Source organism: Bdellovibrio sp. HCB117 (genome assembly GCF_047305915.1).
GTDB lineage: Bacteria > Bdellovibrionota > Bdellovibrionia > Bdellovibrionales > Bdellovibrionaceae > Bdellovibrio > Bdellovibrio bacteriovorus_B.
The window spans coordinates 2,187,572-2,199,881 of sequence record NZ_CP178622.1; the positions used below are offsets into that span (position 1 = coordinate 2,187,572).

The 12,310-nt window shown below is 45.9% G+C and carries 10 protein-coding genes; 5 read left to right on the top strand and 5 right to left on the bottom strand.

All coding sequences use genetic code 11. The annotated features are described in order from the left end of the window. The first annotated feature begins 18 nt into the window (after positions 1-18). Genes ACLWBD_RS10445 through ACLWBD_RS10455 form a run of 3 tightly spaced genes read left to right on the top strand, consistent with a single transcriptional unit; the run spans position 19 to position 3,575 of the window. The gene (locus ACLWBD_RS10445) at positions 19-501 is read left to right on the top strand and encodes a hypothetical protein (RefSeq protein ID WP_413568138.1); all 483 of its coding nucleotides are present in this window, start codon (positions 19-21) and stop codon (positions 499-501) included. Then, positions 498-1,379 (top strand): trypsin-like serine peptidase, encoded by an 882-nt coding sequence (locus ACLWBD_RS10450; RefSeq protein ID WP_413568139.1) that lies wholly within the window; start codon positions 498-500, stop codon positions 1,377-1,379. The genes ACLWBD_RS10445 and ACLWBD_RS10450 overlap by 4 nt, the downstream gene beginning before the upstream one ends. Before the next feature lie 54 nt (positions 1,380-1,433). Next, on the top strand, positions 1,434-3,575 hold the full coding sequence (locus tag ACLWBD_RS10455) for an ATP-binding protein (RefSeq protein ID WP_413568140.1): 2,142 nt from the start codon (positions 1,434-1,436) through the stop codon (positions 3,573-3,575). Here ACLWBD_RS10455 and ACLWBD_RS10460 read toward each other — a convergent pair. The 4 genes from ACLWBD_RS10460 to ACLWBD_RS10475 form a co-directional block, all read right to left on the bottom strand. Then, positions 3,509-3,961 carry a YiiD C-terminal domain-containing protein gene (locus ACLWBD_RS10460; RefSeq protein ID WP_063208505.1) on the bottom strand — a complete coding sequence of 151 codons (453 nt, stop codon included), beginning with the start codon at positions 3,959-3,961 and terminating at the stop codon, positions 3,509-3,511. The two genes, ACLWBD_RS10455 and ACLWBD_RS10460, sit on opposite strands and share 67 nt — an antisense overlap. Further along, the gene (locus ACLWBD_RS10465; RefSeq protein ID WP_063208507.1) at positions 3,952-4,797 is read right to left on the bottom strand and encodes a rhodanese-like domain-containing protein; all 846 of its coding nucleotides are present in this window, start codon (positions 4,795-4,797) and stop codon (positions 3,952-3,954) included. Before ACLWBD_RS10465 ends, ACLWBD_RS10460 begins: the two co-directional genes overlap by 10 nt. Positions 4,798-4,949: 152 nt before the next feature. Continuing rightward, on the bottom strand, positions 4,950-6,428 hold the full coding sequence (lysS, locus tag ACLWBD_RS10470) for a lysine--tRNA ligase (RefSeq protein WP_063244721.1): 1,479 nt from the start codon (positions 6,426-6,428) through the stop codon (positions 4,950-4,952). Between the two features lie 81 nt (positions 6,429-6,509). Continuing rightward, entirely contained in the window at positions 6,510-7,433 is a 924-nt protein-coding gene (locus ACLWBD_RS10475) for a class I fructose-bisphosphate aldolase (protein WP_063208509.1), read from the bottom strand. 197 nt (positions 7,434-7,630) lie between these two features. On the opposite strand from ACLWBD_RS10475, the gene ACLWBD_RS10480 reads away from it, so the two are divergent. Continuing rightward, positions 7,631-8,176: a NifU family protein gene (locus ACLWBD_RS10480; protein ID WP_413568141.1), complete on the top strand. Its 546-nt coding sequence runs from the start codon at positions 7,631-7,633 to the stop codon at positions 8,174-8,176. Then, a complete protein-coding gene (locus tag ACLWBD_RS10485; protein WP_253696847.1) occupies positions 8,163-9,506 on the top strand; it encodes an MATE family efflux transporter in 1,344 nt (447 codons plus the stop codon). The genes ACLWBD_RS10480 and ACLWBD_RS10485 overlap by 14 nt, the downstream gene beginning before the upstream one ends. Here ACLWBD_RS10485 and ACLWBD_RS10490 read toward each other — a convergent pair. Then, the gene (locus ACLWBD_RS10490) at positions 9,503-12,202 is read right to left on the bottom strand and encodes a hypothetical protein (protein ID WP_063208512.1); all 2,700 of its coding nucleotides are present in this window, start codon (positions 12,200-12,202) and stop codon (positions 9,503-9,505) included. The genes ACLWBD_RS10485 and ACLWBD_RS10490 overlap by 4 nt on opposite strands. Between the last annotated feature and the right edge of the window lie 108 nt (positions 12,203-12,310).

Sequence of the window (12,310 nt, forward strand, 5' to 3'; positions counted from 1 at the left end):
TTTGTTATATTGGCCTTCATGAAATCTATGCTTCTGCTACTCACTCTTATCGCAACCTTCCCCTTGTATTCCTTCGCGAAGCCACCAGCATGTTTGGATAAAAAAGATCGCATGGATTTTAACGAAAGCCGTCTGCTCTCATATCGTGACGAGATGGAAAAGAAGTTTACCGCTCGCGCTTTTATTCAAGGCCGCATCGTCGAGGTGATGGAAGACCGCCAGAAGCACGTGCATTTTGAAGTGGATTTGGACGAGGATTTATCAACCAGTGATGACCGCATCGAAGTCATTTATAATACTAAATTTGGTCCTTTACCCGACTTCAGAGCCGGAGATATTTTAGTAGCATGTGGTGACTTCGTGGTGGATCCTTACTCTCCATTTAAAGCTGTCGTGCATTGGTTGCACATGAGCCCGAATCTTAAATCTCATGAACATGGATATCTTTCCATCAATGGAATCGTCACAGGCCTAATCAACCCGAAACCGGAGAAGAAATGAAATATTTTATACTTCTTCTACCATTTTTGGTTGCAGCTTGCGGTCAAGGCCCCTCAGCCACTTCGAATGTTGTTGTGAACGACGGCCAGGGTGTTATTTATGGCGAAGACACGCGTAAAGATGTCGACTCTGTCGGAGACATCTCACAAGTGGCGCAAGCCACCGCTATGCTCGTGCAAGAATATAATCTTGCAAAAAAAGACGGCACATGGAAACCACGTCTTTCGACCTTGGGTCGCAGTTGGCCGTTGTGCGAAGACGAAAAATTTTTGGATCAACCGCTATTAGGTTTTTGCAGCGGTGTTTTGATCGCTCCAGATAAAGTTCTTACAGCCGCCCACTGCGTGCAAAAGAAAGACTCTTGCACCGACACGAAGTTTGTCTTTGCGTGGACGTCGAATAAAGCCCTTCAAACTTTCAAAGAAGAAGAGGTCTTTCACTGCAAGAACATCGTAAAACAGGAAAGCAGTCTTTCTCGCGGGACGGATTACGCTATCGTTCAATTGGACCGTGAAGTCCCTGGAGCAAAGCCTGTGCAAATTTCTAAAAGGAATCTAGAAAAAGGCGAAAAAGTTCTGAGCCTTTCTTATCCTTTAGGTCTTCCGATGAAACAAGATGCCGGCATCGTGACAGAATACTCTGCAGAAAAGCAGACATTCAAAGCTGAAGTCGACACCTTTGCTGGCAGCTCAGGATCTCCTCTTTTTGACAGACAAGGAAACCTGGTCGGCATCTTAAGTCGAGGCCAGGAGGATTTCCTAGAGGACGACATCTATCGCGTTCGCACCCAAGGCGGTTGCATTCGCTTTAATCGCTGCCAAAGCGGTTCCTGCTTTGGTGGAGAGATGTTCTTTAAACCTTCGACTATTGACCTTTAGCACATTTCACAGTCGTTCTTAGCCCGCATTTCTTATTCTGCCTAGAATAGAAATATGGATAAAAAACGTTTGCCGTGGTGGACTTGGGTTCTTCCTTTCATTGTTCTCTCGCTGGGGACGTGGGCCAGTCTGCCTTTTACATCGATTCAAGGCGTTTATTGGATTTACTTTCCAATCAATTTAGGTGTGGCAATGACCTTGTGGTGGGGACCGCGAGTTCTTATTGCCGTATTTTTAAACGGCCTTTTAGCGGCTCCGCTTTTAGATTTACCCCGCCCTGTCCTGTATCCCGTTTACGCTATACCTGAAACTTTAGAAGTTTTTATGGCATGGATGCTTGTTAAAGAACGCTTTAAGACATTTTCTTCGTGGCGCCCCAGCCCCAAGAACATCACTTTATTTTCTGTGTATGGAATTTTGATTCCTTCGGTTGTCGCCTCGGCCCTGATCCAAGCGATTTTTGTTTTCACAAAATTCAGTTCTCCCGAAGCCTTTTTGTGGAACACCCTGGTCACCGCCATTGGAGATATGACAGGAGCTGTTTTCATTACTCTTCCTGGGATGATTTTGTTAACACCTTCATTATTTAAGAGGGAGCTTTCTCTTTTTCCGATCGACACACGCCCCCCTCTTCGAATGTCTTACTTAACTAAGAAAGAACGTCTGGTCTGGATCGCGGGGATCACGGGATCGGTATTCTTAGGAATGTCCGCGCCTTTTACACAAACTTGGTATGTCTTCGGGATCGGGCTTTTGCTTTCTGCGGCTTGGTACGGACTTTATGCCGCTATCTTGATGAACACGATCATTATGATGTTGGCGGTGCCACTTCCTAAACTTCTGAGCCTTCCTTGGGCGAACGATCCCTTTGTTTTACAAACACCCGCGACACTTTTGACTCTTTGTTATTGTTCACTTTTAACGGGTGCGGCAATCACTACTTTGACAGACAAACTTGTCAAACTACGAGAAACAGAGACCGAACTTAAAGCCGCTCGCGATCAGGCGGAAGATGCTTCACAGGCGAAGTCAGAGTTTTTGGCTCGCATGAGCCACGAGATCAGGACGCCGTTGAATTCTGTTCTAGGTATGCTAGAGCTCCTTAAGGAAACTCAGCTATCCAAAGACCAAGCCCGGTATTTAACTTTATTCAGTCATGCGGGTGAAAACTTAAAAGCCCTTATTAATGACCTTTTGGACTTTTCTAAAATCGAAGCCAAAGCGTTGAGTGTTGAAAACGTCAGTTACAACTTACACGCGACCATTCGCAGTGTTTTTGAAATTCTGCAAATTAAAGCCGAAGAAAAAGGTCTGCACTTTGAACTGCAACTGGAAAACTCTGTTCCGGTTCAACAGTGGGGGGACCCCACTCGTCTGCGCCAAGTGCTTTTTAATCTTATCGGGAATGCCCTTAAATTCACGTCAGAAGGAAACGTTAAAGTCATTGTGAAAATCGTAAATGAAGGGGGCGAAAAGATTTCTATTGAGGTGCAAGACACCGGTATCGGTATCCCCCGCGAGAAACAAGCCAAACTCTTTTCACCGTTCTTCCAAGCCGATGTGGGCATTTCGCGAAAATATGGAGGCACGGGATTGGGTCTTGTGATTTCTAAAAATCTTGTCGAGATCATGGGCGGAGTCTTGGAGATGAAAAGCCTCTCCGGCCGCGGAACGACTTTCCGCATTCTTCTGCCTCACCGACCAGATACCACCACTCATTTGGAAAAAAAATCTTCTCCGGCAGCGGCTTGGAATACATTGTTCCCAAACAAGCGCTTCCGCATACTCTTAGTGGATGACTCTGAAGACAACCGTGTTCTGATCATTCACTACTTAAAAAATCTTCCTTTTGATTGTGAAGAAGCCGTGAACGGCCAAGAGGCCGTTGAAAAATTCAAAGCCAAACGTTACGACCTGATTTTTATGGATATGCAAATGCCTATCATGACAGGATACAAAGCCACCGAGACGATTCGTCACTGGGAGGAAGAAATGAAAATTCCGCACACGCCAATAATTGCTTTAACGGCAACCGCCGTGGTGGAAGATTTAGAGCGCACTTTGACGTCGGGATGCGATGCCTATGCAGTCAAACCTGTGAAGAAGGCCGAAATTGTGCAGATCTTAGTTCAAAGTTTAACGACGAAGTCACCCTTCAAGGAAGACTTCAATGAACCGCCGTCAGCGACGATGTGAGACTGGATAATCCCACGAACTTTTCCCTTTTCTTGAAGAGTTTTATAAAATTCCTCTTCCTCTTTTTTTGACGGAAACTTACAAATCACTTCGAAGTCCGTTTCAACCGGGCGAAGATATTGGATCTCCCCTTTGGCGATCACAATATTTTCCGTGGGAATGTTCCGCTCTTTAAGGCCCGCTAGAACCAATGCATAAGCAGACAATACGGCGACGGCATACTGGCTTCCACCGAAGGCCGTGCCTTTGTGATTCTTGCTTTTTTCTAAAGCCACTTTGAAATGCACTTCGTGAGAGCGAAAAGTAATAAACTCAATACCAAGATGCTCGTAAAGAGTGATCTTATCTTTTAGAATATTTATGAGCTCTTGCGGATTTACTTCCACTGCTCATAACCTCCGGCAAAGTTCGTGGCTTTTTTAAAGCCGAGGTATTGCAAAGCATAGGTGGCAGCACCCGAACGAACACCGTGATTGCTGATCACTAAAATGCGTGTGTCTTTGCCAATATTCTTTTCAGATAGAAGTCTTTCAATTTTTTTGTCTGGAAGACCTTTTTCACTAAAGAATGAGGTCCAATCAATATTAAGAACCGGCGTTTTCACTTCGCTCATTTGGGCCAAACTACGCAGAGCAAATTCTTGCGAAGAACGCACGTCAAGGATCACGATCCCATGACCGCCATTCAAAGCCTGATTTTTAAATGTCTTAAAATCCACTGCCAATTCATCTTGAACCACAGGTTTCCAGTAAGGTTTATTTTGAACCGGAGGGACTTCGCGGGTTGTATTCATTTCGCGATAAGAGTTGTGAAGGACTGTGTACACTTCTTTCACGCCCAGCACTTTTAAAGTCCAAGCAACACGCCCTTCTTCTCCGGCACCTTGAGGGCCCTTTCCCAGCACTAAAACCTTGGTGTCCGGATCCACACCAATCAAAGACAAACGACGAGCCAAAGCAAACAAATCCCCTTGCAGCAAACCGCGAGATTTAGGATTTTGCGAAGAGAAGTCTTCCCATCGCACATTGATAGCGCCAGGAACATGAACAAGATTAAATTCAAATGGAGGACGCGCATCCAAAATCACCGGATTGCCCTTGATGAGTTTTTCCGCCGTGACACTTTCACCCATCACCGGTTCTTCAGAAACCACTTTCGTAGGCTGTTGCTGACACCCTAAAAAAAGCACCACACTGATCAATGTTAAAACAAAGCTTTTCATCAAAGAGTCCTTTAAAAAATAAAAAGGGGCATATCGTCCCCTTTTACTCACCCGTGCGTAACAAAATGGTCGCGGCCGCGGCGCGAGGAGGAAGGCGTACTCCTAGTACGCCGACGACGAGCAACAAAGGCCCCGGCCATTTGGTTAGCACCCTACTTGGTAATTCTCATTGTAGGGAAGAAGATGATATCACGGATACTTGGACGATCGGTCATGATCATCACAATACGCTCGATACCAATTCCCACACCACCTGTCGGCGGCATACCCGCATCGATCGCTAACAAGAAATCTTCATCCATCGGATGAGCTTCTTCGTCATTTGCACGATTGGCTTCTTGCTCTTTCAAACGGGCCAATTGATCTTCTGGATCATTCAACTCGGAATAAGCATTCCCGATTTCCATGCACGCAGCAAACGGTTCAAAGCGCTCGACCAAACGGCCATCGCGACGGTGAATTTTCGTCAACGGAGAAATCTCTACCGGGTGATCCATCACGAAGGTCGGTTGCCACAAGTGCTGTTCTGCTGTCAGTTCGAAAAGTTCCATGATCATCTCGCCTTTTTTACCCGGCTTTTCGATGTCACCACCGTTTTTGCGGATGGCTTGGAACAACTCTTCTTCCGTCGCTTTATCGGGATCAATGCCCGCGTATTCGCGAACACCATCAAAGACCGTCAGACGGCGCCAAGGAGGAGTAAAATCAATCTCTTTCCCTTGGTAAGACACCTTCATGCTGCCCGTGATTTTCAAAGCCAATTGCGAAATCAGCTCTTCAAACTGTTTCATTTGATAGTTGTAGTCTGTGTAAGCTTCGTAGAACTCAAGCAACGCGAACTCTGGATTGTGAGTACGGTCGATACCTTCGTTACGAAAGTTTTTAGAGATTTCATAAACTTTTTCAAAACCACCTACGATCAGGCGTTTCAAATAAAGCTCTGGTGAAATTCTCATGTACAGCTTCATATCCAAAGCTTTGTGATGAGTTGTAAATGGAGTCGCCGCGGCACCACCGTAAACCGGTTGCAAAGTCGGAGTTTCCACTTCCATAAAACCACGGTCGTCTAAGAAACGACGGATTTCTTTGATGATCTTAGAGCGAGTTTCAAACACCTTGCGAGACTCGGCATCCGAGATCAAATCCAAGTGACGATGACGATATTTGATTTCGATATCTTGAACACCGTGGAATTTTTCTGGCAAAGGTTCAATTGTCTTCGTCAAAATTTGGAAGCTTTTTACGTAGATTGAAAATTCGCCTTTTTGAGATTTAAAGACGTAACCTTCGATACCGACGATATCGCCCAAATCCACTAGATTGAAAGCTTCACGGTCTTTTTCCGCAAGCTCTTCAGTTTTTACGTAAACCTGCACTGTGCCTGTTTGATCCTGCACGTTGAAAAAAGAAGCCTTCCCCATCATACGCAAAGTCATCAAACGACCCGCGATACGATAAGAGAACTCAGGCTTCTTTTCACCGGCTTGCAAAGTCGCCGCATGTTCAGCTACGACTTCCGCGATCTTCGCTTTGTTTTCAAAAACGTACGGATAAGGATTGATGCCTTTTTCGCGAAGAGCATGAAGTTTTTTACGTTTTTCTGCTCTGAGTGGATTTTCATGAATGGACATTAAATTGAGCTCCAAAAATTATTACGAGGAAAAAGAACCTGGTACCTTTTTCCCACGAAGGGAAGCAGGTACCTTTGATGACTATAGTTTTTTGCCGGCGAAGGCTTCCATGACGTTGTGAAGAAGTTCAAGAGCTTCTTTCTTAGGACGTTGGAAGGCGTTACGGCCCATGATCGAACCAAAACCGCCACCTTGAGCTAGATCAGAAACCTCTTTTAAGATTTCTTCTGTGCCTTTAGCTTCTCCACCAGAGAAGATCACGATGCGTTTGCCTGCAAAGCAAGATTGAACAACGTGACGAGCGCGGTCTGCCAATGAAGATACTTTGATACCTTGTTCTTGGTAAACTTTCGCCGCTGCGGCTTGTTCGATGTGAGCTGTTGGCGGTTTTACTTTGATGATGTGAGCGCCCAATTGAGCAGCGATGTGTGCAGAGTACGCGATCACGTCGATAGCTGTTTCACCCTCTTTAGAGATTTGTTCGCCACGCGCGTAAGACCAGATCACGACAACAAGACCCGCCGCCTTCGCTTCACGAGCCGCTTGTGCGATTTCTTCGTATTGACCTTTGCGTTCTGCAGATCCTGGGTAGATTGTGAAACCAATACCCACGCAACCCAATCTCAAGGCATCGTCGATGTAAGACGTCAATGCAGAGTGCGGGCGCTTGTCTGTGTAAAGAGTGTCAGAGTTATTGATTTTAAGAATCAATGGGATTTCGCCAGCGAAGTCACGAGCTACAGCTTCGATAGCGCCTAGTGGAGCGGCGTAAGCATTGCAACCCGACTCGATCGCCAGCTGAATGTGGTAAGCAGGATCATAACCATCTGGATTTTTCGCGAAAGAGCGAGCCGGACCGTGTTCAAAACCTTGGTCCACCGGCAAGATCACCATTTTACCTGTGCCTGCAAGTTTACCGTGATTCATGATGCGAGCCATATTAGCTAGCACTCCAGGATTATCAGCTCCGTACCAACTCAAAATCTCTCTAACTCTAGGTGTCATCTCTGCTTCCCTTTCGATTAATCAGCGTAACTTCAAATAAAGCTCACAAAATAGACTGCAAAACCGCATAAATTGAGGCTTAAGCCGAGATAAGTTAGTAATATTTTTTGAGATAATCAAGCGCGTCTCATGGATTAACACGCTTGGCAGAAAACACTCTGTGATATACTGTGCCTTGTCCGCAAAAGAGGTCTTTTATGAATAAAGTGACGTTCGAAAACACACCCAATCCATCGACAATGAAGTTTCTTTTAGGAAAACAAGTGACTTCAGAAGGATTTGACTGCCCGACAGCAGAAGAAGCCGAGCGTTCACCATTGGCCTCGAAAATCTTTGGTTTTCCTTGGACAAGCTCCGTTTACGTCGGTCCTGACTTTATCACTGTGACGAAGCAAGACTGGGTCGAGTGGGACCTTCTTGCTCAACCTTTAAGCGGATTGATTCAAGAACACATGGATCGTGATGAACCGGTCGTGGTTGAGTTTGTCGCCATGCCTGAAGACGATGAAAACGACTTGCCGATTGTTCGTAATATCAAGTCTGTTCTAAACCGTGAAATCCGTCCGGTGGTGGCTTTGGACGGCGGCGACATCGCTTTCTATAAATACGAAAACAATATTCTTTACATCCACATGAAGGGTGCATGCTCCGGATGTCCAAGTTCGCAAATCACGTTGAAAGACGGCATTGAAACGCGAATGAAGGAACTTTTCCCGGAGATTCAAGAAGTTGTCTCAGTCTAAGTTTTTCCACGAAAGTAAACTCTTAGCCAAACTTTCAGGCCCTATCGTTATCGGACAAGTTGGTCAAAATCTGATCACCTTGGCTGATACGATCATGGTAGGTGCTTTAGGTCCTTTGGCTTTAAGCGCTTCGGCTTTTGCCGGCAGTGTTTTCATTGTCTTTTTGATTTTTGGTATTGGCATGTTGTCCCCGATCACCGCTCTTTTTGCGCGGATGCAAGGGCAAGAAAATTATCCTTATGGAGGCGTGCTACTTCGTCACAGTGTTTTTGTGGCCTTGGGAGTGAGTGCTTTCACCATTGGTTTGCTTTATCTGCTTGCGCCGAACCTGCATTGGTTTGGACAAACGCCCGACGTTTTGGAGCTGGGAGGCAGTTTCTTTAAGATCATCACCTGGTCCATTCTTCCCAGCTTGATTTATCAGACTTACAAACAGTTCACCGATGGAATCGGTAAAACAAAAGTTGCCATGTATGTGATGATGTTGGGCGTAGTCCTGAATATCGCCGGCAACTATGTTTTGATTCATGGGCATTATGGATTTCCTAAAATGGGACTTGATGGCGCCGCCTGGGCGACGCTGATAGCGCGTATCGTGATGGCTGTTATCATGATGCTTTATGTTCACGTACATCCTCACTTTAAGCATTACATGCAAGAGCGTTGGACTCACCGCTTTGATCATCATCTTTTAAAAAATCTGATCCGCTTAGGTATCCCGAATGGACTGACTTACATCTTTGAAGTGGGGGCCTTTTCAACGGCTGCTGTGATGATGGGATGGTTCGGTGCCGGACCGCTTGCCGCTCACCAAATCACAATCAGTCTGGCAAGTACGAGCTTTCTTATCACTTTAGGTATTGGCATCGCGGCTTCCATTCGCGTGGGTTATGAGCTGGGTCGTGGAGATTACTCCTTAGCGCGCTTTGCTGGATTCACGGCGATAAAACTGGGCGGCGCCTACATGAGCTTATGTGCTCTGGGATTTTTCTTTTTACGTGAATGGTTTCCGACCTTCTACGTGAAAGACGCTGACGTTATTGCGTGGGCGGCGCAGTTTTTTATTGTCGTTGCCATCTTTGAAGTCTTTGACGGTGTTCAGGCCGTGGCGATCGGCGCTTTGCGCGGAATGAGCGATACGCAGTGGCCAAGTATTATCGCCTTTTTTGCTTATTGGGTTATGGGTTTGCCGTTGGGGTACCTGCTGGCTTTCCACTTAGGTGTAGGACCTGTGGGAATTTGGATTGGTCTTTTAATTGGGCTGATTTTCGCAGCGATACTTTTAACGTGGAGATTCCACGTTCTTAGCAGAAGATTTTTAAAAGTCTAAAACTCGTAAACGCAACGGAATCCGCTGTCTGATGATAACGTCATCGCGTCTCCGTAACGAAGAGTGCTAAATACACCAATGGCTTTGGCACTTGTTGTGACAGAACTTCCACCTCTCCAAATGGCGCTGACTGAAGTTACTGACAGATCTACTTTTCCGAATCCGCAATATTCAGGGCTGCCCGGTAGATCACAGGACTGTGTTGTTCCATATTTCGTCTTTACGCTTCCGGTGGCAAGAGCAGACACATATTCTAGCGTCGCCGCTGACACAGAGTCTGCGTCGGAAACAGGTTCTAGCGCATTTCCGGCCATATCCCAGACGGATTGATTAAACGGCAGTATGTGTTTACGTTTATTACCAGTACTTGCACAGACAGAGGCATTGGACTGCGGATAGCAAGGATCACTTTCTACCACTTCACTCAAAGCTATAATTTGATTGTTCCCTCGATGAAGGACACCAGAGCCGACAGCAAAATTTGTCCAGTTGTCTGGTCGTTTCGCAATTAGGTCAGCCACGGCATTCCAATGAGTATTGCTGATAAGACTGTAACCCGCTCCTAAATTGTTACAACCTTGCGTCGCTTGCATAATATTGGCATTCACAGGCAACCCACTAGACACGAATTGCGGCGCATGCGACGCTCCTTTGGCTTCATAACGGGCGACGCAAAAAGGTTGTGTTATAAACGTGGGGTTATACACGTAAGCAAAATTGGTCGGACACGCGGTAGAGACGAAATACCCTTGAGTGATGCCACTCGCGTTTGAGAAGGGATCCTTCACTTGAACTTCAACTCGATATTGCACACCTGGTTCCACCAAGGCTGCATTTAACGGCAACCCGGAAGTGGACGAAGCCACTTGCGACCATCCCATGATTTGCAGGTTGTCACTTTGGCGAGAAATCTTCATCCAATAAGTCAGGGCATCAGGATCAGCCGGTGGCGTGAAGGTTATCGAAGGAGTTATGTCGATTCTTTTAGGAACGGCGGTAATTGAAAGTCCCGTCACCGAAGCAGGAGCCAAAGAGTCAATACCTAGATTCCAGGCCGACAACCGATTTGACGCTTCAGTTGGCAATACAAGGCTTGCATCAAGCCCATTGATAGAATCTTTGATGCTTCCCCCATTTAAAGTGACACTTGTCACTTCCAAAGGATTCACATCTATATTCATACCGGGCACGTAAGTAAAACGAACTACCTTACTATCCGTTCCAGAAACGATAGCAGCAGAAGTGAAAACAACATTTTCTCCTGTATTTAATGTCACTTTCGGAGAACCCGTAATAGTGACACTGCGACTGAACTGAATATTAAGAACAATGTTTTGCCCGGATATGTAAGTGATACTTGTCACATCACTGTAGACTTTAGCAATTGTTGGCACTGGCAGCTGTACAGTGAATGAATAAGCATTGTTTAACGCCGTGGTGACCCGATTTAAATTATCTTTGGCGCTAGCATAAACTTTATAAGCTACACCGTTTGTCAGCGTGCAAGAATTGAAGATCGCATAGCCTGTCGTCACATTTTGTGAAGGGCATATTACCGCACCGGCCGTATCTTTGATCTGGACATCATAAGAAACGGCATCAGGAGAGTTAGAAAAATCCACGCGCAAGACTGTGCCCGTCAAAAGATTATCAATCGTATTATCGTCCGCTGTGGACTGAACACCTGTAATGGTGAAGTCACCCGGTCCTGAGGTATCTTTCGTTACGCTAACCGTGACGCTCGTTGCGTTTCCTACCGCATCGGTTTGCTGAACCTGTATATCTGAAAGCCCTTCTGGAAGAATGATATCACCTGAAAACTCTTTCGTCGCAGAGCACGTAAAAGAAGTAGAAAGAATCCCATTCACTTTCACGTTCACCGGCATAAGGTCTTCACTGCATGTTCCTTCCATGGCAAATGAAGTTCCCGTTGAATAATCCGCATCCGTAAGTATGGCACCTGCCGCGGGAGTAATGATATGAATTTCTGGTGGCGTAAAGTCGGCGGTGACCGTCTTTTCAATTTCTGCGTAAGCACGGCTGGCCGCGGAAGCTGTGTGCTTTACTTTGTAAGTGAGCGGGCCCGAAGCTATCGAAGATTTTAAGGTGGCATTTAAAGAATAAGTACCGCTATCACAGGTCACCGTTTGTTTCGTTTCAAACACGTCTGTGATCTCAACAAACCCCGCCTGCTTTGAGCATGTTCCGGAGACAGTGTAACCACTCGCAACTTGATTCGGCCCGATCAACGAAGATGTTGCTGAAACTTCTGGAGCTTTGAATAGAACATTCAGAGTTTTATAATAAACAGAAATTTCGCCTTCGTGACTTTTCACCGCCCAACGAATTTGAAAAGGCTGACGGAAATCCCCGGGAGCAGACGGCATAAAAGGAGCCGCATAGGAACTTGGAATGCTGAAAGAGATCTTACTGTCATCGGCGCAATTCGCGTCACCACCGGCGATGAGGTCTGTGCTTTTCGTCCACGCTTTTGTCTCGGGATTTTGAATTTCTATGTATTGAATATTTGCGCTGCATTCGGCTTCGAGTTGAACTGAAGACTCATTCGCATCCGGCAGCAGATCACCGCTCGTTTCGTTCGTAATTTTAAATTCAGATTTATTCAGAATGGAGGGATTTAAGAAAGCCATTTCCAATGAACGTTCCGTGCATGCCGAAAAAAGCATGGCGAACATAAGACATACAAATACATGGATTGGCGCCCCTAACCGCATACTAGACTTATCGGAGCGCCCCTCGCGAATCTGAGATTCAAATTGAGAATACCCAGATATTTATCGATA